This is a genomic window from Streptomyces sp. NRRL S-31, assembly GCF_000718775.1.
In the GTDB taxonomy this organism is placed as follows: Bacteria; Actinomycetota; Actinomycetes; order Streptomycetales; family Streptomycetaceae; genus Streptomyces.
In genome coordinates this window covers 19,769-45,498 of sequence record NZ_JOCB01000072.1, presented here as the reverse complement: position 1 = coordinate 45,498, position 25,730 = coordinate 19,769, and the positions used below count along the sequence as shown (strand labels likewise).

The 25,730-nt window shown below is 72.0% G+C and carries 23 protein-coding genes; 11 read left to right on the top strand and 12 right to left on the bottom strand.

All coding sequences use genetic code 11. The annotated features are described in order from the left end of the window. From IF37_RS0125800 to mce, 6 genes are all read right to left on the bottom strand, one after another. A partial coding sequence (locus tag IF37_RS0125800; RefSeq protein ID WP_030747139.1) for an ABC transporter ATP-binding protein occupies window positions 1-1,073 on the bottom strand: 1,073 nt, incomplete at its 3' end. A gap of 130 nt (window positions 1,074-1,203) precedes the next feature. Beyond that, entirely contained in the window at window positions 1,204-1,977 is a 774-nt protein-coding gene (locus tag IF37_RS0125795) for an ABC transporter permease (RefSeq protein ID WP_030747136.1), read from the bottom strand. A 3-nt stretch (window positions 1,978-1,980) separates the two neighbouring features. After that, on the bottom strand, window positions 1,981-2,934 hold the full coding sequence (locus IF37_RS0125790; protein ID WP_030747134.1) for an ABC transporter ATP-binding protein: 954 nt from the start codon (window positions 2,932-2,934) through the stop codon (window positions 1,981-1,983). A gap of 305 nt (window positions 2,935-3,239) precedes the next feature. After that, window positions 3,240-4,175 (bottom strand): cellulose-binding protein, encoded by a 936-nt coding sequence (locus tag IF37_RS0125785; RefSeq protein ID WP_030747131.1) that lies wholly within the window; start codon window positions 4,173-4,175, stop codon window positions 3,240-3,242. Between the two features lie 183 nt (window positions 4,176-4,358). Further along, window positions 4,359-8,240 (bottom strand): polarized growth protein Scy, encoded by a 3,882-nt coding sequence (gene scy, locus IF37_RS0125780; protein ID WP_030747128.1) that lies wholly within the window; start codon window positions 8,238-8,240, stop codon window positions 4,359-4,361. A 206-nt stretch (window positions 8,241-8,446) separates the two neighbouring features. After that, the gene (mce, locus tag IF37_RS0125775; protein ID WP_030747126.1) at window positions 8,447-8,887 is read right to left on the bottom strand and encodes a methylmalonyl-CoA epimerase; all 441 of its coding nucleotides are present in this window, start codon (window positions 8,885-8,887) and stop codon (window positions 8,447-8,449) included. Window positions 8,888-9,036: 149 nt separating this feature from the next. Here mce and IF37_RS0125770 point away from each other — a divergent pair, with 149 nt between their 5' ends. Both IF37_RS0125770 and meaB read left to right on the top strand, forming a co-directional pair. Continuing rightward, window positions 9,037-10,236, top strand: coding sequence for an acetyl-CoA C-acetyltransferase (locus tag IF37_RS0125770; protein ID WP_030747124.1), 1,200 nt, complete (start codon window positions 9,037-9,039; stop codon window positions 10,234-10,236). A gap of 109 nt (window positions 10,237-10,345) precedes the next feature. Continuing rightward, entirely contained in the window at window positions 10,346-11,302 is a 957-nt protein-coding gene (meaB, locus tag IF37_RS0125765) for a methylmalonyl Co-A mutase-associated GTPase MeaB (protein WP_030747121.1), read from the top strand. Window positions 11,303-12,232: 930 nt separating this feature from the next. Here the strand turns inward: meaB and IF37_RS0125760 are convergent. From IF37_RS0125760 to IF37_RS0125745, 4 genes are all read right to left on the bottom strand, one after another. Beyond that, a complete protein-coding gene (locus tag IF37_RS0125760; protein ID WP_030747115.1) occupies window positions 12,233-12,709 on the bottom strand; it encodes a MarR family winged helix-turn-helix transcriptional regulator in 477 nt (158 codons plus the stop codon). Window positions 12,710-12,801: 92 nt separating this feature from the next. Then, window positions 12,802-13,611, bottom strand: a complete 810-nt coding sequence (locus IF37_RS0125755) for an AIM24 family protein (RefSeq protein ID WP_030747113.1) — start codon at window positions 13,609-13,611, stop codon at window positions 12,802-12,804. Next, on the bottom strand, window positions 13,608-14,258 hold the full coding sequence (locus tag IF37_RS0125750) for an AIM24 family protein (RefSeq protein ID WP_030747111.1): 651 nt from the start codon (window positions 14,256-14,258) through the stop codon (window positions 13,608-13,610). The genes IF37_RS0125755 and IF37_RS0125750 overlap by 4 nt, the downstream gene beginning before the upstream one ends. Before the next feature lies 1 nt (window position 14,259). Continuing rightward, window positions 14,260-14,892, bottom strand: coding sequence for an AIM24 family protein (locus IF37_RS0125745; RefSeq protein WP_030747109.1), 633 nt, complete (start codon window positions 14,890-14,892; stop codon window positions 14,260-14,262). A 182-nt stretch (window positions 14,893-15,074) separates the two neighbouring features. Here IF37_RS0125745 and IF37_RS0125740 point away from each other — a divergent pair, with 182 nt between their 5' ends. The 5 genes from IF37_RS0125740 (at window position 15,075) to IF37_RS0125720 (ending at window position 18,831) form a co-directional block, all read left to right on the top strand. Then, complete coding sequence (locus IF37_RS0125740; RefSeq protein ID WP_030747105.1) at window positions 15,075-15,419, top strand: DUF3817 domain-containing protein; 345 nt, start codon at window positions 15,075-15,077, stop codon at window positions 15,417-15,419. Beyond that, window positions 15,416-15,709 carry an MTH1187 family thiamine-binding protein gene (locus IF37_RS0125735; protein WP_030747103.1) on the top strand — a complete coding sequence of 98 codons (294 nt, stop codon included), beginning with the start codon at window positions 15,416-15,418 and terminating at the stop codon, window positions 15,707-15,709. The genes IF37_RS0125740 and IF37_RS0125735 overlap by 4 nt, the downstream gene beginning before the upstream one ends. Window positions 15,710-16,163: 454 nt before the next feature. Continuing rightward, on the top strand, window positions 16,164-16,673 hold the full coding sequence (locus tag IF37_RS0125730; RefSeq protein ID WP_030747102.1) for a MarR family winged helix-turn-helix transcriptional regulator: 510 nt from the start codon (window positions 16,164-16,166) through the stop codon (window positions 16,671-16,673). Between the two features lie 43 nt (window positions 16,674-16,716). Further along, window positions 16,717-17,055: a DUF3817 domain-containing protein gene (locus IF37_RS0125725; protein WP_030747100.1), complete on the top strand. Its 339-nt coding sequence runs from the start codon at window positions 16,717-16,719 to the stop codon at window positions 17,053-17,055. Window positions 17,056-17,130: 75 nt separating this feature from the next. Beyond that, entirely contained in the window at window positions 17,131-18,831 is a 1,701-nt protein-coding gene (locus IF37_RS0125720; RefSeq protein WP_030747097.1) for a methylmalonyl-CoA mutase, read from the top strand. Window positions 18,832-18,914: 83 nt separating this feature from the next. Here IF37_RS0125720 and IF37_RS0125715 read toward each other — a convergent pair whose 3' ends face one another. Continuing rightward, window positions 18,915-19,529: a TetR/AcrR family transcriptional regulator gene (locus IF37_RS0125715; protein WP_030747094.1), complete on the bottom strand. Its 615-nt coding sequence runs from the start codon at window positions 19,527-19,529 to the stop codon at window positions 18,915-18,917. A gap of 208 nt (window positions 19,530-19,737) precedes the next feature. Between IF37_RS0125715 and IF37_RS0125710 the strand changes: the two genes are divergently transcribed. From IF37_RS0125710 to IF37_RS0125695, 4 genes are all read left to right on the top strand, one after another. Further along, window positions 19,738-20,709 (top strand): tetratricopeptide repeat protein, encoded by a 972-nt coding sequence (locus IF37_RS0125710; RefSeq protein ID WP_037857026.1) that lies wholly within the window; start codon window positions 19,738-19,740, stop codon window positions 20,707-20,709. Between the two features lie 622 nt (window positions 20,710-21,331). Further along, window positions 21,332-21,970 carry a DUF6230 family protein gene (locus IF37_RS0125705; protein ID WP_030747087.1) on the top strand — a complete coding sequence of 213 codons (639 nt, stop codon included), beginning with the start codon at window positions 21,332-21,334 and terminating at the stop codon, window positions 21,968-21,970. Between the two features lie 117 nt (window positions 21,971-22,087). Then, a complete protein-coding gene (locus tag IF37_RS0125700; RefSeq protein WP_030747084.1) occupies window positions 22,088-22,645 on the top strand; it encodes a DUF6114 domain-containing protein in 558 nt (185 codons plus the stop codon). Window positions 22,646-22,739: 94 nt separating this feature from the next. Beyond that, on the top strand, window positions 22,740-24,173 hold the full coding sequence (locus IF37_RS0125695; protein WP_037857034.1) for a membrane-bound hydrophilic protein: 1,434 nt from the start codon (window positions 22,740-22,742) through the stop codon (window positions 24,171-24,173). Window positions 24,174-24,270: 97 nt separating this feature from the next. Here IF37_RS0125695 and pyk read toward each other — a convergent pair whose 3' ends face one another. Then, on the bottom strand, window positions 24,271-25,695 hold the full coding sequence (pyk, locus tag IF37_RS0125690) for a pyruvate kinase (RefSeq protein ID WP_030747078.1): 1,425 nt from the start codon (window positions 25,693-25,695) through the stop codon (window positions 24,271-24,273). Window positions 25,696-25,730 lie beyond the last annotated feature (35 nt).

Below are 25,730 nucleotides of genomic sequence, written 5' to 3'. Positions count from 1 at the left end.
CCGTAAGGGCCCGCGGGCGGGGCCGGCATCGCGAAGGGCCGGCCGCCCTGCTGGGGCGGCGGCGGGGCGTACCAGCCGGGCTGGCCCTGGCCGGGGACCGGCGCGGGCGGCTGGGCGCCGGGCGGCAGCGGCTGCTGGAGGCCCGCCTTCTGGTCGGCGGTCGAGCGGTAGTCCACGGCGCCCTGCGTCATCCGCATGTACGCCTCCTCCAGCGACGCCTGGTGCGGGGACAGCTCCCACAGCCGGACGTCCGCCTCGTGCGCGAGGTCGCTGATGCGCGGCAGCGGCAGCCCGGTCACCCGGAGCGCGCCGTCCTGCTCGGGCAGCACGTGCCCGCCCGCCTCGGTGAGCGCCGCGGACAACTTCTCGCGCAGCTGCGGCTCGGTGTCGGGGGTGCGCACGCGCGCGAAGTCGGCGGAGTTGGCCGAGATGAAGTCCGTCACGCTCATGTCGGCGAGCAGCTGGCCGCGCCCGATGACGATGAGGTGGTCGGCGGTCAGCGCCATCTCGCTCATCAGGTGGGAGGAGACGAAGACCGTACGGCCCTCGGCCGCCAGGGCCTTCATCAGGTTGCGGACCCAGAGGATGCCCTCGGGGTCGAGGCCGTTGACCGGCTCGTCGAAGAGCAGCACCTGCGGGTCGCCGAGCAGCGCGGCGGCGATGCCGAGGCGCTGGCCCATGCCGAGCGAGAAGCCCTTGGAGCGCTTTCCGGCCACGCCCTGGAGGCCGACCACGCCGAGCACCTCGTCCACCCGCCGGGCCGGGATGCCCGACAGCTGGGCGAGGCTCAGCAGGTGGTTGCGGGCGGTCCGGCCGCCGTGCACGGCCTTGGCGTCGAGCAGCGCGCCTACCTGCCGGGGGGCGTTGGGCAGCTTGCGGTACGGGTAGCCGCCGATGGTGACCGACCCGGAGGTGGGGTTGTCCAGCCCGAGGATCATCCGCATCGTCGTGGACTTGCCCGAGCCGTTCGGCCCCAGGAAGCCGGTCACGGCTCCCGGCCGCACCCGGAAGGAAAGGTTGTACACGGCGGTCTTGTCGCCGTAGCGCTTGGTCAGGCCGACAGCCTCGATCATGCTCCGCACCCATCAGAGGTTCAGGACAGCAGGGCACACGCCCCCGTAAGGGTTAGGAGGATATCCAGGCGCTGACGGTTCCGGCCAAGAGAAAGTAAAGCCGTGGCCTCCCGAGGGTGACGATTCCGGACTACTGGGCGTCCCGGCGCCGCAGCAGCACGTAGCCGCCGGCCAGCGCGGCGATCACCCACAGCACCATGATCCCGAGCCCGGCCCACGGGCCGTAGGGCGTGTCGTCACCGGCCCGCGGCACCACCTGCATGATCCGGCTGCCCGCCTGGTCCGGCAGGAACCGGCCGATCCTTTTCGTGGCGTCGACGTTGCCGAGGACGTTGGAGACCAGGAAGAAGAACGGCATCAGGATGCCGAGGGACAGCATCGGTGAGCGCAGCATCGCGGCGACCCCCATGGAGAACACCGCGATCAGCGCCATGTACAGCCCGCCGCCGCAGACCGCGCGCAGCACCCCGGGGTCGCCGATGCCGGCCCGGCGGGGGCCGAGCACGGCCTGGCCCAGGAAGAACGCGGCGAAGCTGGTGACCAGTCCGACGGCCAGCGCCGGCGCCGTGGCCACCGCCACCTTGCCGAACAGGAAGGTCCCGCGTCGCGGCACGGCGGCCAGCGAGAGCCGGATCATGCCGGTGCTGTACTCGTTCGACACGACCAGCACCCCGAAGGCGATCATCGCGAGCTGGCCGAGGGTCATGCCCGCGAAGCTGACCACCGTCGGATCGAAGGCCGGCCGCTCGCGCGCGGGCACGTTCCCGAGCCGGCTGTCCGACAGCGCGGAGACCAGCGTCCCGACGGCGACGGTGACCACCAGGGCCAGCGACAGCGTCCACAGCGTGGAGGCCACCGACCGGATCTTGGTCCACTCGGACCGGATGACGTGTACGGCCGCCATGGTTCAGGCTCCCTTCCAGCCGGCGTCCCAGTCCTGCCGGACCCCGGCGGGCCCGGTCTGCGCGTGGTACTCCATCGCCTGTGCCGTCAGCCGCATGAACGCCTCCTCCAGCGACGCCTGCCGTGGGCTCAGCTCGTGCAGCACGAGCCCGTACCGCGCGGCCAGCCCGCCGATCTGCTCCGTCTTGCCGCCCTCCACCTCCAGCGCCCCGTCGCCCGCCGCCACGGCGGTGATCCCCGCCTGGTGGAGCACGTCGAGCAGCCGCTCGCGCTGCGGGGAGCGGATCCGGACGTAGGACCGGGAGTTCGTCCGGATGAAGTCGGCCATGGAGGTGTCCGCCAGCAGCCGTCCCTGCCCGATGACCACCAGGTGGTCGGCGGTCAGCGCCATCTCGCTCATCAGGTGGCTGGAGACGAACACCGTCCGGCCCCGCGCGGCCAGCGACTTCATCAGGTTCCTGATCCAGTGGATGCCCTCCGGGTCGAGCCCGTTCACCGGCTCGTCGAACATCAGGATGCGTGGATCGCCGAGCAGCGCGCCCGCGATCCCCAGCCGCTGCCCCATGCCCAGCGAGAACCCCTTGGCCTTCATGCGGGCCACGGCGGTGAGCCCGACGGTCTCCAGCACCTCGGCCACCCGGCTCCGCGGGATGCCGTTGCTCTGCGCGAGGCAGAGCAGGTGCTGGTAGGCGCTCCGGCCGCCGTGCACGGCCTTGGCGTCCAGATGGGCGCCGACGTACGTCAGCGGGTCCTTGAGCCGGTCGTAGCGCCGGCCGTCGACGCGGACGTCTCCGGCGGTGGGGTGGTCGAGCCCGAGGATCATCCGCATGGTCGTCGACTTCCCGGCGCCGTTGGGGCCCAGAAAGCCCGTCACCACACCCGGTCGCACGGAGAAGGTGAGGTGGTCGACCGCCACCTTCTCGCCGTACCGCTTGGTCAGCCCGTCCAGCTCGATCATGCGGCCACGCTAGGTCGGCCTCCGCGGGGCCGCCACCGGAGCGGCCGGGGTGTGCTCCAGCCCCCTCGATCGGCGGGGGCGGTGCCGCAGGGCGCCGGGCGGACGGGACACGGATGCGGAGGGACCGGCCGACGGGGGTGCCGTGCCGGGGGTCTCCACGGCCGGTCACGGCGACCGCGTCCCCCGCACGCCGCGCGTCCCCCGCACGCCCCGCGTTCCCTTTCCACGTTCCACGCCACGCGCACGCGAAAGGGGCGGCGGGACCGGGTCCCACCGCCCCTCTCGGGGATCACCGTGCCGTACGGCTACCGGGACTGCTGCGCCGGAACACCCCGGGAGACCGACTCGTCGTCGGTCGACGTGCCGGCCGCGGCCACCGCGGCACCGGTCAGCGTGGCGAGCATCTCGCGGACGTTCGTCAGCTGGGCGTTGATGCTGTCGCGGCGGTTGGTGAGCGCCGCCAGCTCCCGCTCGGATTCCGAACGGATGCGGTCGGCCTTGGCGTTCGCGTCGGCCACGATGTCCTCGGCCTGGCGCTGGGCGGTCTCCACCGTCTGGCGGGCCCGGCGCTCGGCGTCGGTGCGCAGCTTCTCCGCCTCCAGGCGCAGCTGCTCCGCCCGGTGCTCGATCTCGGCGAGGCGCTTCTCGGCCTTCTGCTGACGCGAGGCCAGGTCACGCTCGGACTGCTCGCGGCGCTTGGCCAGGTTCGTCTCGAAGTCGGCGGCGGCCTGCGCGGCCTTCGCGCGGGTCTCCTCGAAGAGGGCGTCCGCCTCCTCGCGCTTGGACTGCGCGTCCTTCTGCGCCTCGGCCCGCAGCTGGGTGGCGTCGGACTTGGCCTTCTCGACGATCCGGACGCCCTCGTCCTCGGCCTTGGCCTTGCGCTCGGCCGCGTACGTCTCGGCGTCGTTGCGGACCTGCTGGGCCGCCGACTCGGCGAGGTCGCGGTGCTGCTCGGCCGCCCGCCGCGCCTCCTCACGCAGTTCCTTGGCCTCTTCCTCGGCCAGCCGCAGGATCTTCTCGACGCGCGCGCCGAGACCGGCGTAGGACGGCTCGGCGTCCGTCATCTGGGCCTGGGCGTTCTGCGTTTCGAGGTGCAGCTCCTCGATGCGCTTCTCCAGGGCGGTGATGCGGGCGAGAGCGCTGTCACGGTCGGAGACGAGCTTGGAGATTCGTTCGTCCACCTGAGCGCGGTCGTACCCACGCCGCACAAGCTCGAAGCCGTAGGGGGAAGTGTCGCTCATGGGGTTCCTGTCGAATGAGACCGGTGAGGTGATAGGGGGAATCCTAGGGGCCGAAGCGGTGTGTCATCGAGCGGATACGGTGTTGATCTGGAGAATGGCACGTCTTTCGAGCAGCCGACCCCCGGGGGGACCGTCGAGGAGCTGGGCAAAGCCTCCACACAACACTGCAACACACTCCGCCCGCTAGCTCTCTGACGACTTGCCACCCGAACGGGGTGCACCCACCGTGGCACCGGCCTTGACTCCGCCGTCCTTGCCCGACGAGGGGGCCTCGAAGGACTCCAGCGCCTCCAGGACGTCCTGCACGCGGGAGATCTCGGCGTTGATGTCCTCGCGCCGGCGCATCAGGATCTCCAGCTCCCGCTTGCCCTCCTCCACCGTACTGCGGGCCTCCCGGATCGCCTCCGCCTTCAGCTCCTCGGCCTCCTTGACCAGACGGGCCTTCTTCTGCTCGGCCTCCTTGAGCAGCCCCTCCGCCTTCCGGACGGCGGCGATCCGCACCTTGCCCGCCTCGGAATCGGCGTCCGAGACCATCTCCTTGGCCTTCGCCTCGGCCTTCGCCAGCTGCTCCTCGGCGGCCTTGATGAGCGCGTCGCACCGGTCGCCGGTGGACTTCATCGTCTCGGCGGCCTCGCGGCGGGCCCGCTCGTGCAACTCCTCGACCTCGGTGGTGATGCGGTCGCGCAGCTCCTCCGCGCGCTCCCGGATCGCGGTGGCGTCCCGGCGCGCGCCGACCAGCAGCTCGTCCGCGTCCGTCCGGGCCTTCTCCACCAGCGAGTTGCCCTCGATGGTCGCCTCGGAGACGATCCGCTCGGCCTCGCTGCGGGCCACGCCGACCATCGTGTCGGCCTGCGACTCGGCGTCCGCCGTGGTCTTCAGCGCCTGCTGCTGCGCCTCGCCGAGCAGCTTGTCGGCCTCGGCCGCGGTCTCCGTGATGAGCGTGTCGACCTGCTCGGCCGCCTCCGAACGCCGCTTGTTGGCGTCCTTGCGGGCCTCGTCCAGGGTCCGCTCGGCCTCCTCGCGGGCGGAGCCCAGGAGCCGTTCGGCCGCCGCCTCCGCGTCCGCCTTGAGCTGCTCGGCGTCCGCCCGCACCCGCTCGGCGTGCTGCCGGGCGGAACCGACGGTCTCGGCGGCCTCGGCACGCAGCCGCTCGGCGTCGCCGGTGGCGTCCCCGAGCAGCCGCTCGACCTCGGCGGCCGTCTCGGTGCGCAGCCGTTCGGCCTCGGCGATCGCCTCCGTGCGGACGCGGTCGGCTTCGGCGACGGTCTCGTTCTGGAGCCGTTCGGCTTCGCTGCGGGCCTCGGTGATGAGGGTGTCGGCCTGGGTGGCCGCGTCGGAGCGGATGCGGTTGGCGTCCTCGCGGGCGTCCGCCCGGGTACGCGCCGCCGCCTGGTCCGCCTCGGCCAGCGCGTCCGACGCCTCGGTGCGCACCCGCTGCGCGTACTCGCCCGCGTCCGCGCGCAGCCGCTCGGCCTCGGCGATCGCCTCCGCCGTCGTCCGCTCGGCCAGCTCCTTCGCCGCCTCGGACTCCTCGTTCGCCTCGCGGCGGATCCGGGAGGCGTCCTCGCTGGCCCGCTCGCGCTCGGCGTAGGCGTCGGCGCGGACCCGGTCCGCCTCCTCCTCGGCCTCCCGCCTCGTCCGGTCCGCCGCGTGCTCGGCGGCCGAGCGCAGCCCGGCGATCTCCTCCTGGGCCTGCTCGTGCAGCCCGGCGACGGAGTCCCGGACCTGCTGCGCGTGCTGCTCGGCGGCGGCGACCATCTCGGTGGCACGCCGGTCGGCCTCCTCCACCAGCCGGGTCGCCTCGGCCTGCGCCTCCTCGACCCGCTTGCGGGCGGAGGCCAGCAGCTCCTCGCTCTGCTCGCGGGCCCGCTGCCGCTCCTGGTCGGCCTCCTCGCGGGCGGCACCGAGGAGTTCCTCGGCCTCCCGGCGCCGTCGGGCGGCCTCCTCCTGGGCGGCGGCCAGCGTCTCGGACGCCTCGGCGCCGAGCCGTTCGGCGGCGGCCTGCGCCTCCGCCCGTACCCGGTCGGCGGTGTCCTGGGCCTCCGCCTTCAGCCGCTCGGCCTCGGCGGCGGCCTCCGAGCGCAGCCGTACGGCGAGGGCCTCGCCCTCGGCGCGGGACGCGGACGCGTCGGACGCGGCCTCGTCGCGCAGCCGGTCGGCCTCGGCCTCCGCCTGCTGCTGGAGCGTACGGATCCGCTCGGCGGACTCCGCGCGCAGCCGCTCGGCCTCCTCGCCGGCCTCCCGGCGGATGCGGGCGGCCTCCTCGCGGGCGTCCGCCAGCGCCTGCTCGGCCGACGCCAGCCGTTCCTGCGCCTCGCCCTGAAGGCGGGTCAGTTCCTCGGCGGCCTCGGCCCGTCGGGCCTCGACGGCCCTGTCGGTCTCCTCGCGCAGCTCCCGCGCGGCCCGCTCGGCGTCCGCCGCGACCGTCTCGGCCCGCTCGGCGGAGTCCGCGCGCAGCCGCTCGGCCTCCGCGCGGGCGCGCTCCAGGGTCTCCTCGGCCTGCCGGCGCAGACCGGTGGACCGCTCGATGGCCTCGGTACGGACCTTCTCGCTGTCCGCGGTCGCGGTCCGCCGCAGTTCGTCGGCGTCCGCCTTGGCCTTGGCCAGCAACTCCTCGGCGGACTTGGCCGCCTCCTCGATCTGGGTGACGGCCTCGCGGCGGGCCTCGGCCCGGATCGACTCGCCCTCGGCGACCGCGTCGGCACGCAGCTGCTCGGCCTCGCCGCGCAGCCGGCGGGCCTCCTCCTGGAGCTCGACCGTCTTGGCCCGGTACTCCTTGGTGTCGTCCTTCGCCGCGCCCTTGAGCTGCTCGGCGATGTCGTGCGCCTCGGCGCGCAGCCGGTCCGCCTCGGCCTCGGCCTCCGAGCGGATCCGCTCGGCCTCCTCGGCGGCGGCCCGGGTGGTCCGCCGGGCGTCCTCCGACGCCTTGTTGAGCACGTCCTCGGCGGTCTTGGCCGCCTTGGACAGCTGGGTGGCCGTCTCCTCGGCGGTGATCGAGCGCGCCTTCTCGGCGGCCTGGGCGACGAGCTTCTCGGCCTCGGCGCGGGCGTCGGCGACCAGCTGCTCGGCCTCGGACCTGGTGTGCTCGGCCTCCTTGGTGGCCTCCTCGACCAGCCGGGCGACCTGCTCCTTCGCCGTGCGCGTCCGCGTCTCGTTGGCGGCCTCGGCACTCGACAGGGTCTTGGCGGCGGCCTCCTTCGCCTCCGTGACCACCTTCTCGGCCTCGGACTGCGCCTTGCGCAGCGCCTCCTCGGCCGCCGCCATCCGCTCCTCGGCGGCCCGGCTCAGCTCGGCGGCCTGCCGGCGGGCGGCGTCGGACTCGGTGGCGGTGGCGGTGCGCAGCTGCTCGGCGTGGTCGGTGGCCTCCTGCGCCTGCGTGGAGGCCGCGTTGAGCAGTCGTTCGGCGTCCGCGCGGGCGCGGCGCAGGATCTGCTCGGCCTCCGCGCGGGCCGCCTCGGCGTCGTTCCGCAGCCGCTCCCGGGCCTCCCGGGTCAGCCGCTCGGCCTCCGCGCGGGCGGCGGCCATCGCCTGCTCGGCCTCCGCGCGGGACTCGTCCAGCAGCCGGCGGGCCTGCTGCTCGGTGCGGGCCCGCAGCTGTTCCGCCCAGGCCACGTTCTCGTTGACGTGCGACTCGACGGTGGCACGGCGTTCGGCCAGCTCCTGGTCGAGCTGCTGGCGCCGGGTCACCGCCTCCTGGTGCAGCTCCGTCTGGAGCCGGGCGGCCTGTTCGGCGTGCTCCTGGAGGATGCGCTGGGTCTGCGCCCGGGCCTGGCTCAGCTCCCGCTCGGCGTCCTGGCGCAACTGCTCGGCCTGCATCTGGGCGTTGCGCAGCAACTGCTCGGCCTGGTACCCGAGGTCACCGCCGTCGTAGGCGGGCCGGGTCATGAGCGTCCGGCGCGCCTCGTGCAGCTTGGCGCGCAGTACCTCGACCTGGTAGCCGAGGTCCTCGGCGTGCTGGATCGCCTTTTCCCGCTCGGTCCTCAGCCGCTTCATCTCGGCCTCGAACCGAGAGAGGTGGTCGACGTCAGCCGCCGGCTCTCGCTCCTGGCTCTCGTAGCCCCGCACTGCGCGGTCCCATCCGTCCCCTGGTCGGCTTCTCCAACGAGCTCCGTCCATCCGCCGGACGGGGCCCCCGGGGAATGGTGTCAGATCAACGGCGGAGCACGGGCTGCTGCCCCGACGCTCGTCCCCCGAAACCCGGACCCCGGCATGCGGTCGTCCCCGTTTCCGGGACGACCGCCCCCAACCCTACCGGCCCTTATGTACGGGGGTCAGTGCTCGGGCGACTCAACAGGCGCCGATGTGACGAGTTCTGTGAGAACACCGTGGCAGTCCTTGGGGTGCAGGAAGGTGATCCGCGACCCCATGGAGCCCCGCCGCGGCTCGTCGTACAGCACCCGTACGCCCTTGCCGCGGATCTCCTCGGAGTCGGTGTCCACGTCCGCCGTGCCGAAGGCGATGTGGTGGACGCCCTCCCCGTTCTTCGCGAGCCACTTGGCGACGGTGGAGTCCTCGCGGACCGGCTCCAGCAGCTGGAGGTAGGAGGCGCCGCCGTCCGACGTCCCGTTGATCTTGAGCATGGCCTCGCGCACCCCCTGCTCCTCGTTGACCTCGGTGTGGAACACCTCGAAGCCGTACGTTGCCCGGTAGAACTCGACGGTGGCGTCGAGGTCGTGGCAGGCGATCCCGATGTGGTCGATTCGCGTCAGCATGGACTCAGTGCAGCGCTCCCGGGGTGGTTACGCAACGTGCGCGCGATCACACCGACAGGCCGATGACGCCGTGTCCAACCGCTCAGTACATTCGAAGTAAACCCTCGTTCACTCCTCGGCTCTGCGTAGCTGGAAGGGGATCGCACCTCATGTCTTCTGGAACGACCAGCTCAGTGATCGTCGCGGGCGCCCGGACGCCCATGGGGCGGCTGCTGGGCTCGCTGAAGTCCTTCTCCGGAGCCGACCTGGGCGGCTTCGCGATCAAGGCCGCCCTCGACCGTGCGGGGATCGGCGGCGACCAGGTGCAGTACGTGATCATGGGCCAGGTGCTCCAGGCCGGCGCCGGGCAGATCCCGGCCCGCCAGGCCGCGGTCAAGGCCGGCATCCCGATGACCGTCCCGGCGCTCACCGTCAACAAGGTGTGCCTGTCCGGCCTGGACGCCATCGCCCTCGCGGACCAGCTGATCCGCGCCGGCGAGTTCGACATCGTCGTGGCGGGCGGCCAGGAGTCCATGACCAACGCCCCGCACCTGCTGCCCAAGTCCCGCGACGGCTACAAGTACGGCGCCGTCCAGATGCTCGACGCGATGGCCTACGACGGCCTGACGGACCCGTGGGAGAACATCCCGATGGGCGAGTCCACCGAGAAGCACAACACCCGCCTCGGCATCGGCCGCGCCGAGCAGGACGAGATCGCCGCGCAGTCCCACCAGCGGGCCGCCGCCGCGCAGAAGAACGGCCTGTTCGAGGCCGAGATCACGCCGGTGGAGATCCCGCAGCGCAAGGGCGACCCGGTGCTGTTCAGCAAGGACGAGGGTATCCGCGGCGACACCACCACGGAGTCCCTCGGCAAGCTGCGCCCGGCCTTCACCAAGGACGGCACCATCACCGCGGGCACCTCCTCGCAGATCTCCGACGGCGCGGCGGCCGTGGTCGTGATGAGCAAGGCCAAGGCCGAGGAGCTGGGCCTGGAGTGGCTCGCCGAGATCGGCGCGCACGGCAATGTGGCCGGACCGGACAACAGCCTCCAGTCGCAGCCGTCCAACGCCATCCTGCACGCCCTGAAGAAGGACGGCCTGGAGGTCTCCGACCTCGACCTCATCGAGATCAACGAGGCATTCGCCGCCGTCGCCGTGCAGTCAATCAAGGACCTCGGCGTTTCCACCGAAAAGGTGAACGTGAACGGTGGCGCCATCGCCCTCGGTCACCCGATCGGCATGTCCGGCGCCCGGCTCGTGCTCCACTTGGCGCTGGAGCTCAAGCGGCGCGGCGGCGGGGTCGGCGCGGCGGCGCTGTGCGGTGGCGGCGGCCAGGGCGACGCCCTGATCGTGCGGGTGCCGAAGGCCTGAGGGCCGCAGGACCGGTTCCGGTCCGGATCGTCTCCGGTCCGGCCGTTTCGGGTCCGCTGTTTCGGGTCCGGTTGTTTTCCGGTACGTCGGTGAAGTGAACGGAGCTGTGATGCAGGACGTCTCCTCTCTGGTGGCCCAGGCCAGGGAAGGCCGGCCGCGGGCCGTGGCCCGGCTGATCTCCCTTGTGGAGGGGGCGTCACCGCAGCTCAGGGAGGTCATGGCGGCGCTGGCGCCGCTGACCGGCAACGCCTATGTGGTGGGCCTGACCGGCTCGCCCGGCGTCGGCAAGTCGACCTCCACCTCCGCGCTCGTCACCGCGTACCGCAAGCAGGGCAAACGGGTCGGCGTCCTGGCCGTCGACCCCTCGTCCCCGTTCTCCGGCGGCGCCCTGCTCGGTGACCGGGTCCGGATGTCGGACCACGCCTCCGACCCCGGTGTCTACATCCGCTCGATGGCCACCCGCGGCCACCTCGGCGGGCTGGCCTGGGCGGCGCCCCAGGCCATCCGGGTGCTGGACGCGGCGGGCTGCGACGTGATCCTGGTCGAGACGGTCGGCGTGGGCCAGTCCGAGGTCGAGATCGCCTCCCAGGCGGACACCAGCGTGGTGCTGCTGGCCCCCGGCATGGGCGACGGGATCCAGGCGGCGAAGGCCGGAATCCTGGAGATCGGGGACGTCTACGTGGTCAACAAGGCCGACCGGGACGGCGCCGACGCCACGGCCCGCGAGCTGAACCACATGCTGGGGCTGGGCGAGGCCCGTGGCCCCGGCGACTGGCGCCCGCCGATCGTGAAGACGGTCGCGGCCCGCGCGCAGGGCGTGGACGAGGTGGTGGAGGCCCTGGAGAAGCACCGGGCCTGGATGGAGGAGCGGGGCGTGCTCGCCGAGCGGCGCCGGGCCCGCGCGGCCCGCGAGGTGGAGACCATCGCCGTCACCGCGCTGCGCGAACGCATCGGCGACCTGCACGGCGACCGCCGTCTCAGCGCCCTCGCCGAGCGGATCGTCACCGGCGAACTGGACCCGTACCGCGCGGCGGACGAACTGGTGGCGGGGCTCACGGAGAACTGACGGGCCGACGGCCTCCGGTCTCCCGACCGGCGATTCTCCCGCGGGGAGCGAGCACCCGGGCCGACGGGCCCGACAGGCCGGACGAGCCAAGCGGGCCGGACGAGCCAAGCGGGCCGGACGAGCCAAGCGGGCCGGACGGCGGGAATCACGCCCCCGTCCCCCCGCATGCTCGCGCAGGCGGCCAGGCGGCCGTCATGCACCGCCACCCCCCGCACGCCGACGCGGCACGGCCCCTACCGCGCGCCCGCCCGGGCTCCCCGCCTGTCCGTGCCCCCCGCCGGGCCGGGTGGCGGCCGTCCGGTTGGATGGGCCGTCCGGCGGGATGGGGCGAGCCGCTGCCCGGCCGGGTGCCGTTGTGGCGGGTCCGTGACCTGGCGCGGGGCGCCGAAGGGGTGCCGTGCGCCTCCGGTCATGCGCTGACGCGCACGGCCCCCTGCCCGCGCCTGTCCAGGCCCCTCGCCGAGCGGGGCTCCCGGCCGGGCCGGGCCCCCCGCCGGGCCGGGTGGCGGGCGTCCCGTGGGATGGGCCGTCCGGCGGGGCGGGGCGTCCGGCGGGATGGGGCGTCCGGCGGGATGGGGCGAGCCGCTGCCCGGCCGGGTGCCGTTGTGGCGGGTCCGTGACCTGGCGCGGGGCGCCGAAGGGATGCCGTGCGCCTCCGGTCATGCGCCGGCCGGTGCGCCCTCGGGCTCCGGTCCGGCGCCGGCCGGTGTGCTCGCGGGCTCCGGTCCGCCGGTCGGGGACCCGGCCGGGGCCGCCTTCCCGGCGGTCCGGTCGGCTGCGGGGCCGGAGGGCGTTCACCCGCCGGCCGCCCGGCTGTGCCGGTGCGCGGCGGGCTCCGCACCCGGTCGGCGGAGCCTCAGGGCCCGGCGCCGACGACCGCGTACCCGCCGGGCGGGCAACGGCCGTCCCGGGCCCGGCCGCGCGGGAAGGTCAGGGACGCCCCCGCTGTCCCCTCAGGTGCTCGGCGATCGGCCTGAGTGCCTTGTCCAGTTCGGCCAGCGTGTCGGGCGACAGCAGGTCGATGAAGTGCCGCCGCACCGATGCCACATGATGCGGGGAGACCTTCTTCATCATCTCCATGCCGTGATCCGTGAGCACGGCGTAGAGCCCCCGCCGGTCCGTGTCGCAGTTCTCCCGGCGCACCAGGTTCGCGTTCTCCATGCGCGTGATCTGGTGCGAGAGCCTGCTCTTGGACTGGAGGGTCGCGGACGCCAGGTCGCTCATCCGCATCCGCACGTCTTCCGACTCGGACAGGTTCACCAGGATCTCGTAGTCGTTCATTGTCAGGCCGAACGGCTGGAGGTCCTTCTCGAGCTGATACGTCAACAGCCTGTTGACCTCCAGGTGGGTGCGCCAGGCGCACTGCTCCGCATCGGTCAGCCAGCGCGTGGCCGTCTCGGTCTCCATGAATGAAGTCTACCTAAGAAGTTGAATGGCGAACTACTTCGGATGGTGTGACGGTGCGCACGCGTTCGATGTCACACTCCGCAGACTACCGCTCACAGCCCGAAGCGACGCTGGAGGTCCCCGAGCTGTCCGGGAAGGCGCGGTGCGCCCGACGGTTGCTGACCGTGTCCGAGCGGTGCCGTTGCGCCACTGCCGGGAACCCCCGGTTCGGGCGGCACCGCCCCCGTCGCCACCTCGGCCATGAGGGTCTCCGTCGACTGGAGCAGCACCGTCCCCGCGCCCGCGAACTCGAACTGGTGCTCCTCGCCGGAGGCCCCGCCGAGGCCCGTCATCGCACGTAGTCCGCCCAGTACACCCGTCAGGTACCCGTGGTCGTAGTGATGGCACGGGGAGGGGCAGTCGGCCCAGCCGACGAGCGCCTGGGGGTCCACCCGGAGCGGGGGTTCCATGAACACCACCGGACCGTTGGATGCGGCCACGAACGTGCCGGTTCCGAGGAGGGTCAGAAAACCCGGCACGATCGATTGCTTCAGTGTCAGACTTGGCTGAAAAGCGAGCAGATTGCCTGCGCGAATGGTCAAGTTCCCGTCGTCCAGGTCATAGGAATTGACGTCGAAGGCCCGGTCCGCCAGCAGCATCTTGCCGGAGCCCTCCGCCACGACCCAGTCGCTCGCGTGCAGTGGCGAATGGAAGGAGGTGCGGACGAGCCGGTCCAGGCGCCCGTGCCCGATGCCGTTGAACTCGATCGCCCCGTAGTAGGCGATCATCTTCCCCTTCTGGAGGAACCACTGTCCGCTCCGCAGCTCGACGCAGAAGGTGTAGGCGTTCACGTTGTCGTCGGCGGGCAGCGTCGTCGGGTCGTACACGACCGGTCCGGCGCCCGGGGTTCCGTAGGTGCTCACAGCTTCTCCTCCGACGCCTGGACGTAGACCGTGCCGCTGCCGCTCAGCTCCAGCTGGAAGGCCTCGCCGGAGCCGCGGCCCACCATGTCGCGCCAGCCGAGCGCGGTGGACAGCCTGTTGCGGACGTCGCCGTGGTGGGCGACGTACGCCTGGGGGTCGACGTGGACCGGGCGCCGCGGGGTGACGGGGACCTCGAAGACGCCGCCGTGCGCCATCACGGCCACCGAGCCGTGCCCCTGGAGGGTCGTCGTGAACAGGCCCTGCCCGGTGACCTGCCCCCGCACCAGGCCCATGACCCCGCCCTGGGACCCCATGAACATCGTCCCCTGCCGCAGGGTGCCCTCGAAGGCGAGCAGCCGGTCGGCCTCGACGTAGAGCGTGTCGCCGGAGAGGGCGATCACATGGACGTGGTGGCCGCCGTGCCCGAAGAAGACCGTGCCGCTGCCCTCCACGGTCATCAGGGGGGTCGCCTCGCCGGCCACCCGGCGCCCGATCATGGACATCACCCCGCCCTGGCCGCCCTGGACGCTGGGCGTGAAGGACACCTCGCCCCGGTAGGCGAGCATCGCGCCGCGCTGGCTGAACAGCCGCTGCCCCGGCAGCACGGTCGCCTCCACCATCTTCGAGTTGATCTCCCGGAAGGTCATCTCACAGGTCCCCCGCGATCGTGTTCCGCTCGCTCGGCTGCACGTACACCAGTCCGTCGCCCTCGAAGCGGATCTGGAAGGCCTCGCCGCCGCCCTCCCCGAGCAGCGTGCGGAACGTCACGCCGGACTGGAAGGACTGCCGGACATCACCCTGATGGGCGACATAGGCGCCCGGGTCGACGATCAGCGGGTACTGCGGGCTGACCCGGAGCACCACCGCCGGGCCGTCGGAGACGATCGCCGCCTGGCCGTGGCCCTCCACGGTCGTGGTGAACAGGCCGTTGCCCTGCGAGGCCCCGCGCAGGCCCGTGAACGTGGTGCCCGTCCGCAGGGCGGCGTCCGTCGCCAGCAGGTTGCCCGCCTCGACGTACAGCCTGTCCCCCCGCAGGGTGACCAGGTTGATCTCGGTCGCCCGGTCGGCGAACCAGCAGGTCCCGTGCCCTTTCACCTCCATCACCGTCATCTGTTCGCCGGTGAGCCGGCGCGTCACCATCCCGCGCAGCCCCTCGCCGCCGCCGCTCAGCTTCTTGAAGGCCATCTCACCGTCGTACGCGACCATCGAGCCGTTCTTCGCCTTCACGGCGTCCCCGGTCATGTCGACGGCGAGCACCTTGCTCCCTTGGAGCCGGAACATCGCCACGCTGCGAAAGTAGCGGCCGGGCGGGTGGACGGAACAGGGCCCGCGGGTGGACACCGACCCTGAGCGGACCCCTACGGGCGCGGTTTGTCACAATGGGGGGACGCTTGTGCGTGCGTTCACAAACCGGCAGTCCGTAACCGGCAGACCGTCGTCGACACTCCCACCGAAGGTGACCCGTGGACATCAAGACCGCCACCGCCCTCCGCCGTCTCCGCCTGGTCTCGGCCCCGGAGGCCGTGTCCTTCCTGATCCTGCTCGTCTGCTCGGTGCTCAAGCGGACCACGGACTTCAACGCGGTCCCCGTGATGGGCGCGATCCACGGCGTCCTCTTCGTCCTGTACGTGATCTTCTGGGCGGACGCCTGGAACCGCGCCAAGTGGTCGCTGGGCACGGCCGCCCTCTACTTCGTCCTCTCGGTGCTGCCCACCGGCGGCTTCTTCGCCGAGCGCAAGCTGCGCCGCGAGGCCGAGGACGCCGTCATCGCCGTCCGGGCCCGTCAGGAAGGCGTGGTGAACGCATGATCGTCGCCTTCTCCGTGACGCCCCTCGGCGTCGGCGAGGACGTGGGGGAGTACGTCGCCGACGCCGTGCGCGTGGTCCGCGCGTCGGGCCTGCCCCACCGCACCGACGCCATGTTCACCTCCATCGAGGGCGAGTGGGACGAGGTCATGGACGTCGTCAGGCGCGCCGTCGCCGCCGTGGAGGCGCGCGCCCCGCGCGTGTCGCTCGTCCTCAAGGCCGACATCCGGCCCGGTGTGACCGACGGGCTCACCTCCAAGGTGGAGACCGTCGAGCGGTACCTGGCGCGGTAACCGCGACCGCACCCCGTGGAACCCCGGCCCCCGGCGGCCGGGGTTCTCCCGTTCCGGGCGTCCGAACGAAACCCCCTGGTCCCCGGAGCCGGGGCCGGCCGGGCAGGGCACCGCCAGGCCGCCACCGCCCCGTACGGGTGGCGGTGGCGGCCGATGTCAACCAGGCGCTCTTTTTCTATTCCTTCGGATGGGTGGACCCCGGTCGCCCGTGGACGCGGGCTCCCGGGGGTGGCGGGGAGCGGTCCCGGGCCGTCGCGGGCGCCGGCGGACGCCGGTGAGTGGTCTGTCACCGTGGAGAGGGCCGGACCGGCCAGGTGCCGGGGCCGCGGCGCAGGTCACGGGGGGTGCGGGCAGCCGTGGAGGGGGTCGGCCGGGCCGGGTGCGCGGGGTGCCGGGCGACCGAAAGCCGAGACGGAGCTGACCGGCATATGACCGGCCGGTAGGGTCTGATGACGTGCCGAAGCCTCTCAGCCTCCCCTTCGACCCCATCGCCCGCGCCGACGAGCTCTGGAAGCAGCGCTGGGGAAACGTGCCGTCCATGGCCGCGATCACCTCGATCATGCGCGCCCAGCAGATCCTGCTGGCGGAGGTGGACGCGGTGGTCAAGCCGTACGGGCTGACGTTCGCCCGCTACGAGGCGCTGGTGCTGCTGACCTTCTCCAAGGCCGGCGAGCTGCCGATGTCCAAGATCGGTGAGCGGCTGATGGTGCACCCGACGTCGGTGACGAACACCGTGGACCGGCTGGTGCGCTCCGGGCTGGTCGCCAAGCGCCCCAACCCCAACGACGGCCGCGGCACCCTGGCCGTGATCACCGAGAAGGGCCGCGAGGTGGTCGACGCGGCCACCCGCGACCTGATGGCCATGGAGTTCGGGCTCGGCGTGTACGACACGGACGAGTGCCGGGAGATCTTCGCGATGCTCCGTCCGCTGCGGATCGCGGCACACGACTTCGCCACGGAGTGACCCGGGACAAGATCTCCCGGAACGGGTCGTTACGCTCGACTCCATGAAAAAGAGCGTGCTGACCCGCTACCGCGTCCTCGCCTACACCACGGGTGTCCTGCTGGTGCTGCTGTGCCTGGGCATGATCGCGAAGTACGGGCTGGACATGAGCGGTGCCTCCGACTTCACGCGGGTCGTCGCCATCGCCCACGGCTGGCTGTACGTCGTGTACCTGGTCTTCGCCTTCGACCTGGGCTCCAAGGCGAAGTGGCCGGTCGGCAAGCAGCTGTGGGTACTCCTCGCGGGCACCATCCCCACCGCCGCCTTCTTCGTCGAGCGGAAGATCAGCCACGAGCTGGAGACCGGGACCGACGCCCCGGCTCCGGCCGTCGCCAAGGCGTAGCTCCCACCGCCGTACGGACGCCGTACGGCGGTCTGCCATCGACATTTACTAGGACGTCCAAGTAAATTCGAGTGCATGGACGCTCACGCCATCGAGGAGGGCCGCCGACGCTGGCAGGCCCGTTACGACGCCGCGCGCAAGCGCGACGCGGACTTCACCACGCTCTCCGGCGACCCCGTGGAGCCGGTGTACGGGCCACGGCCGGGTGACACGTACGAGGGATTCGAGCGGATCGGCTGGCCCGGGGAGTACCCCTTCACGCGCGGGCTCCATCCGACCGGCTACCGCGGGCGCACCTGGACGATCCGCCAGTTCGCCGGCTTCGGCAACGCGGAGCAGACCAACGAGCGGTACAAGATGATCCTCGCCGCCGGCGGCGGGGGTCTGTCCGTCGCCTTCGACATGCCGACGCTGATGGGCCGCGACTCCGACGACCCGCGCGCGCTCGGCGAGGTCGGGCACTGCGGGGTCGCCATCGACTCGGCCGCCGACATGGAGGTGCTGTTCAAGGACATCCCGCTGGGGGACGTGACGACCTCCATGACCATCAGCGGCCCCGCCGTGCCCGTCTTCTGCATGTACCTGGTCGCCGCCGAGCGCCAGGGGGTCGATCCGGGCGTGCTCAACGGCACCCTCCAGACCGACATCTTCAAGGAGTACATCGCGCAGAAGGAGTGGCTCTTCCAGCCGGAGCCGCACCTGCGGCTGATCGGCGACCTGATGGAGTACTGCGCGGCGGGCATCCCCGCGTACAAGCCGCTGTCGGTGTCCGGCTACCACATCCGCGAGGCCGGTTCCACGGCCGCGCAGGAGCTGGCGTACACGCTGGCCGACGGGTTCGGCTACGTGGAGCTGGGGCTCAGCCGCGGGCTGGACGTGGACGTCTTCGCCCCCGGTCTCTCCTTCTTCTTCGACGCCCACGTCGACTTCTTCGAGGAGATCGCCAAGTTCCGGGCGGCCCGGCGCATCTGGGCCCGCTGGATGCGGGACGTGTACGGGGCGAAGACCGAGAAGGCGCAGTGGCTGCGGTTCCACACGCAGACCGCCGGTGTCTCGCTGACCGCGCAGCAGCCGTACAACAACGTGGTGCGTACGGCCGTCGAGGCGCTGGCCGCCGTGCTCGGCGGGACCAACTCGCTGCACACCAACGCACTGGACGAGACCCTCGCGCTGCCCAGCGAGCAGGCGGCGGAGATCGCGCTGCGCACCCAGCAGGTGCTGATGGAGGAGACCGGGGTTGCCAACGTGGCCGACCCGCTCGGCGGTGCCTGGTACGTCGAGCAGCTGACCGACCGGATCGAGGCGGACGCGGAGAAGATCTTCGAGCAGATCAAGGAGCGGGGCCTCAGGGCCCACCCGGACGGCCGGCACCCGATCGGGCCCGTCACCTCGGGCATCCTGCGCGGGATCGAGGACGGCTGGTTCACCGGCGAGATAGCCGAATCCGCCTTCCGCTACCAGCAGGCGCTGGAGAAGGGCGACAAGCGGGTGGTGGGCGTCAACGCCCATACCGGGTCGGTGACCGGGGACCTGGAGATCCTGCGGGTCAGCCACGAGGTGGAGCGGGAGCAGGTGCGCGCGCTCGCCGGGCGCAAGGCGGCACGGGACGAGGGCGCCGTACGGGCCGCCCTGGACGGCATGCTGGCCGCCGCGCGGGACGGCTCCAACATGATCGGGCCCATGCTGGACGCGGTGCGCGCCGAGGCGACGCTGGGCGAGATCTGCGGGGTGCTGCGCGACGAGTGGGGCGTCTACACGGAGCCCGCGGGCTTCTGACGGCTTCCGGGAGCCGTGTGGCGGGCCGGCGGAGCATCTCCGCCGGCCCGTTCGCCCTTCGTGGGCACGGGCGCGGGCGCGGATCAGCCGCCGAGCGCGGCCAGGCCGTCCAGCAGGACCGCGGTGAACCGGGCCGCCCAGTCGCCGTCCACTGGTTCGCCGGAGACCAGGGTGCGGTGCACCACCGCCCCGGCGATCATGTCGAAGATCAGGTCGATCTGCGGGGCCGGGTCGGTCGCGTCCGCGGGGATCTCCCCCCGGCGCTGGGCGCGTCGGCGGCCCTCGACCACCAGCCGCTTCTGCCGGGCCACGATCTTCTCCCGGAGCCGCTGCCGCAGCGCCTCGTCCTGGGTGGCCTCCGAGACCACCGCCATCAGCGCCGTCTTGGTCGCGGGCTGCTCCAGCAGCGCGGCGAACTGGAGCACCACGCCCTCCACATCGGCGCGCAGACTGCCCCGGTCCGGCAGGACCAGTTCGTCGAAGAGGGTGGCGAGGGCGTCGGTGACCAGCTCGCCCTTGCCCGCCCAGCGGCGGTACACCGTCGTCTTCGCGACCCCGGCCCGCGTCGCCACGTCTCCCAGGGTCATCCCGGACCAGCCGAGTTCGACCAGAGCCTCCCGGGTCGCGGCCAGGATCGCGGCGTCCGCCGCGGCGCTGCGCGGGCGTCCGGTACGGCTGGCGGGGGTGCGGCTCTGCATGCCACGACCATAACCGGCGGGTCCTGTGGCGCCGTGAGGGAGATCACCGGGGTGTGGTGTCGCGGGGTGCCCCGATGGCATTACGCTACGGGTCGTAGCGAAAGCCTGTGAGGGACGTACACGGGCGACGACCGTCAGGCGTGGGGTGGGGACCCGGCGCCGCACATCGCTTTTTCACTCAGGCGCCGGATCGGGGGAGGATAGACGCATGCAGCCACGGAACATGTCCATGAGCGGTGTCGTCGACCTCGCCGCGGTGAAGGCGGCCCAGGAGGCCAAGGCCAAGGCCGAGCAGGCGCGCGCCGAAGCCGCCCGGCAGGGCGGGACGGGGGCCGTCTCCCCGGCAGATCTCGTCATCGACGTCGATGAGGCGGGGTTCGAGCGGGACGTCCTCCAGCGGTCCGCCGAAGTCCCGGTCGTCATCGACTTCTGGGCCGAGTGGTGTCAGCCCTGCAAGCAGCTGAGCCCGGTCCTGGAGCGACTGGCCGTCGAGTACGCCGGTCGCTTCCTCCTCGCCAAGATCGACGTCGACGCCAACCAGATGCTGATGCAGCAGTTCGGGGTGCAGGGCATCCCGGCCGTGTTCGCGGTCGTCGCGGGCCAGGCGCTGCCGCTCTTCCAGGGGGCGGCCGGCGAGGCGGAGATCCGGCAGACCCTGGACCAGCTGGTGGCGGTCGCCGAGCAGCGCTTCGGGCTGACCGGTCTGACCGTCGACCCTGACGCCGAACCGGGCGGCGCGGCGAACACCGGGCCGACGGAGGGCCCGTACGACGCGGCGCTGAACGCCGCCGCGCTGGCGCTGGACGCCGGCGACCTGGGCGGGGCCGTCCGGGCGTACCAGAACGTGCTGGCCGACGACCCGGGCCACCCGGAGGCCAAGCTGGGCCTCGCGCAGGCGGAGTTGCTCCAGCGGGTGCAGGACATGGACCCGCAGAAGGTGCGTCAGGAAGCCGCGGAGAAGCCCAAGGACGCCGCCGCGCAGATCGCCGCGGCCGACCTGGACCTGGTGGGTGGTCACGTCGAGGACGCGTTCGGGCGGCTGATCGAGACCGTGCAGCGCACGGCGGGCGCCGACCGGGACGCCGTACGGCTGCGGCTGCTGGAGCTGTTCGAGGTCGTGGGTCCGGACGACCCCCGGGTGATCGGCGCGCGCCGGGCCCTGGCGCGGGCGCTCTTCTGACCGGTCCTCGAACACCACGTCTTGTGATGCCGGGGTGAAGGATCGGCCGACAAGGCGTCAGGGTCCGCGCTTTACCAAATCTTGGTAATCGCGGACCCTGTTACTCCGAGTAAATCGAGGCCGTTGGTCTGTCGGGATTCGTCCAGGGATCAACGGCTTTGCTCTGCCCAGCGATGCCACCGAGTGTGGCGTTCCGAGACCGGTCGGTCGTCCTCCGGTTATCCCGCCGTTACTAGCGAGTAACGAACCCCCTTGTGCCCACGCCGAGAATGCACCACGATCGGCGACGCTCGGTCCATTCCCGTACCCCGGCAACCGGTCGGGTCGCGGGAGACTCTGGGTCCCCACCGAGCAGAGCCGGCGGCAGTGGCGCCGGCTCTGGGGCAGGGGGGTCTTCGCCGACTCGGCGAAGCCTGCCCAGCAAGGTTGTGCGTGATGCGTGTCAGGCGCGACCAGTGGTTGTCGCTCGGGGGTGATCGCCGGTGATTCGGGCGCGTTGTGCGCCTTTCGAGTACGGGCGCTCTCCTTCCCGAGGACGTAGCACTTCTCCCATCCCTGCCCGGCTGAGCCGCCGACCGGGGGCGAGTCGGGCCAGGAGATGTACGTCCGAGAAGGAGGAAATATGGAGTCCCAGGTGCGTGGCGGGACAAGATGGAAGCGGTTCGCTGTGGTCATGGTGCCCAGCGTGGCCGCCACGGCGTGTATAGGCGTCGCCCTGGCGCAGGGCGCTCTCGCCGCCTCGTTCAGCGTGTCCGGCCAGTCGTTCAAGGTGTCGGCCGACCAGCTCGTCGGTACCGGTTTCGCGCAGTACGGCGCCATCGACAGCGGCTACACGCTGGACGGCAAGAAGACGGCTCACCCGGTGGCCGTCTCGGCGTTCAAGCACGCCGAGATCACCAACCTGTGCCAGTCCGTCGTCACGCCGGACGTGCCGATCTTCGGCAACGTCAGCCTCATCCTGCGCGCCGGCGGCGCGGGCCACGAGAAGGTCCAGGCCGACAACATCTACATCGATGTCGAGGACCTCAGTGCCGACGCGGTCTTCGACAACATCGACATCGGTGTGGCCGCCCGGGACGCCTCCAAGGGTCCGGGCATGAAGGGCGGCAGCGAGCAGTCGAACCCCTTCGGGTTCGCGCAGCAGGCCGACAAGGCCACGCTGTCCGGCGTGAAGCAGACGGCGTGGGCGACCACCGCCGGAACCTTCAAGCTCAGCGGCCTGAAGATGTCGCTGTCGACGGGTGTCAAGGAGTGCTACTAAGCACTCGCTGACGGGCGGGGGAGCCGGTGGCGCCCCCGCCCGCGCACTCTCCGGCCGCGTCCCCGCACGCGGCACACATCACCACCACAGCAACGCCGCACCAGGGAGCTGTTTTCCATGAGCGCCGAGACTCCTGCCGCCGCATCCGGCCAGTTCACCCGCCGGAGGCAGCAGTTCCGTGCCTGGCGGGGCGCGCGTCCGTTCTGGGCCGGTCTGTTCGTCATGCTCGGCGGTTTCCTCATCCTCTACTTCCCGTACGGGCACCTCCAGCTGGGCCACCTCACCTTGACGATGGGGACGCCCGGCGGCTCCAGTTCCCTGATCATCGGTGTGCTGCTCATCGTCCTCGGCATCATCCTCTGGTTCCAGCAGCACATCCGGGTCTTCGCCGGTGTGGCGGCGATCCTGCTGGGGCTGGTCTCCATCCCGATGTCCAACATGGGCGGCTTCGTCGTCGGGTTCTTCTTCTCGCTGATCGGCGGGGCGATGGCCGTGGCCTGGGCGCCGGGCGTGCCCGCGCAAGCGACGCCGCCGGCCCACACGGCACCGGGCCAGGGCGGTCTCCCCGCCGCGCCGCCCCTGCCGGAGCAGCGCGTGCACGGGCTTCAGGAGCCGAACGACCTGTCAGGAACGAACCCGGCCAACGGGGCGAACGGGAGGCACAGTGCCGGCTGACGAGGTGACCCGCGGGACCGACGCGGACGGGCCCCGTGCGAGAACCGGGCCCCGCCACGCGGCTCCCAGGAAGCCGCTGTTCAACAGGTTCCACATGCCGGCCGGCAAGGCCATAGCCTCCGTGGCGATGCCCACGGCGGTACTCGTGGGCATGGGCTTCACGTCCACGTTCGCGCTCGCCGACAACAACGGCGGCCCGTCCCCGTCGTCGACGGCGAAGAGCCTGACGGCCGACGAGTACAAGGACTGCGTCAAGGCGCTGGACGGCGAGGGCGGTTCCGCCGACTCCTCGGCCTCGCCGTCGCCGTCCGCACCGGAGAGCACACCCGCCTCGCCGACACCGTCCCCGACGGGCGCCGGCGAGCAGACCCACGGATCGGACGCACCCTCCTCGCCGGATTCAGGTTCCGACGACGAGACCGCGCCCGAGCCGGCCGACACGGCGGGTTCCTCCGACTCCGGCTCCACGGGCTCCGGTTCGGCGGGTTCCGGATCGTCGGACTCGACGGGCTCCGGATCGTCGGACTCGACGGGCTCCGGCAAGTCGGACTCGGGTTCGACGGGCTCGGGTTCGACGGGCTCGGGTTCGGCGGACGCGGGGTCCGGCTCGGGTTCGGGTTCGGGCTCGGGCGGTGCCCCGGCCGGGACGCAGACCGGTGCCGGCGGAGGCGTCCTCGACACCATCGGCGACACGATCGGTGACATCCTCACCGGCGGCCACAAGGACTCCGGCTCCGGCGTGCCGGCCGCGACCCCGACGGTGTCCGCGACCCCCACGCCGTCCGCCTCCGCGTCGTCGTCCCCCGCGGGCGGCTCGTCCGGCGGCGCCGGGAAACCGGGCGGCAGCGCCTCCGACACCGTGCGGGACACGGCGGGGAAGGCCGCCGACGAGGCCGGGGACACGGCCGGGAAGACCGCCGACAAGACCAAGGACACGGCCGGGAAGACCACGGACAAGGCCGGGGACACGGCGGGGAAGGCCACCGGCAAGGCCGGGGACACGACCGCGCCGGCCACGCCGAGCCCGTCCGCGAGCGAGTCCGCCTCCGCGGACGGCTGTCCGGTCGCCACGGACGACGAGGGCGGCGTCGACAACAAGGTGCTCGTGGCGGACGACCCCTGGTACCTGAACGCCAGCTCCCTGCTCCTCAAGGGCGCCGACTACCAGGGCATCGTCGAGGTGAAGGCGGCGAACGGCACCACCAAGAAGGTGCTGAAGTACGTCATCTCCAGCGGGACCGACATCGGCGACCTGCACCAGACGGTCAAGGACGAACAGGCGGGCAAGACCTACCACGTCCAGGCGGCCAAGGGCTCCACGTCCACCATCACCGGCGGCGACACGGTGATGTACACCGAGAGCATCTCGGGCAACCTGTTCGGGCTGATCCCGGTGACGTTCAGCCCCGACAGCCCGCCCCCGCTGAACATCCCGCTGATCTACTTCACCGACGTCAAGGTGGTGCAGGCCGCGCAGTTCGGCGGCAACCTGCACGTGCCCGGCATGCACCTGTACACGACCGACTGAGCGGTCGCACAAGCCGGTCCGGGAGCCGCGAAAGACCGAGGGCGCCCCCCGTCGCGGGGGGCGCCCTCGGTGCCGTCCGGAACCCTCGAGGCCTCCGTCAGTCGGTGCCGCCCAGGTGGTGGACGCGCAGCATGTTGGTGGTGCCGGGGACCCCGGGGGGCGAGCCGGCGGTGATGATCACGGTGTCGCCCGCGTCGAACCGGCCCAGCCGGTCGATCTCCTGGTCCACCAGCTCGACCATCTCGTCGGTGCTGTTCACGAACGGCACGACGTGCGACTCCACGCCCCAGCTGAGGGTGAGCTGGTTGCGGGTGCCCTCGTCCGTGGTGAAGGCGATGATCGGCTGGGTCGCGCGGTAGCGGGACAGCCGGCGCGCGGTGTCACCGGACTGCGTGAAGGCGATCAGGCCCTTGCCGCCGAGGAAGTCGGCGATCTCGGCCGCCGCGCGGGCCACCGAACCGCCCTGCGTGCGCGGCTTCTTGCCGGGGACGAGGGGCTGGAGGCCCTTGGCCAGCAGCTCCTCCTCGGCCGCCTTGACGATCTTCGACATGGTCTTGACCGTCTCGATCGGGTAGGCGCCCACGCTGGACTCGGCCGACAGCATGACCGCGTCGGCGCCGTCCAGGATCGCGTTGGCGACGTCGGAGGCCTCCGCGCGGGTCGGACGCGAGTTGGTGATCATCGACTCCATCATCTGGGTCGCCACGATCACCGGCTTGGCGTTGCGCCGGCACAGCTCGATCAGGCGCTTCTGCACCATGGGGACCTTCTCGAGCGGGTACTCGACGGCGAGGTCGCCGCGGGCGACCATCACCGCGTCGAACGCCGCGACGACGTCCTCCATGTTCTCCACCGCCTGCGGCTTCTCCACCTTGGCGATGACCGGGACCCGGCGGCCCTCCTCGTCCATGACGCGGTGGACGTCCTGCACGTCCTTGGCGTCCCGGACGAAGGACAGGGCGACCATGTCGCAGCCCATGCGGAGGGCGAAGCGCAGGTCCTCGACGTCCTTCTCGCTGAGCGCGGGCACGTTGACGGCCGCACCGGGCAGGTTGATGCCCTTGTGGTCGGAGACGACACCGCCCTCGATGACGATCGTCCGCACCCGGGGGCCCTCGACGTCCACGACCTTCAGCTCGACGTTGCCGTCGTTGATGAGGATCTGGTCGCCGCGCGAGACGTCGCCCGGCAGCCCCTTGTACGTCGTACCGCAGATGTGCTTGTCGCCCGGTACGTCCTCGGTCGTGATGACGAACTCGTCACCGCGCTCCAGCTCGACCGGGCCCTCGGCGAAGGTCTCCAGGCGGATCTTCGGGCCCTGGAGGTCGGCGAGGACGCCGATGGGGCGGCCGGTCTCCTTGGACGCGGCCCGGACGCGGTCGTACCGCGCCTGGTGCTCGGCGTGGGTGCCGTGGCTGAAGTTGAACCGGGCCACGTTCATGCCCGCCTCGATCATGGCGACGAGCTTTTCGTGGGAGTCGACCGCGGGGCCGAGAGTACAGACGATTTTCGAACGGCGCATGGGGCGATCCTATCGGTTTGTTTCGCTACGGAATA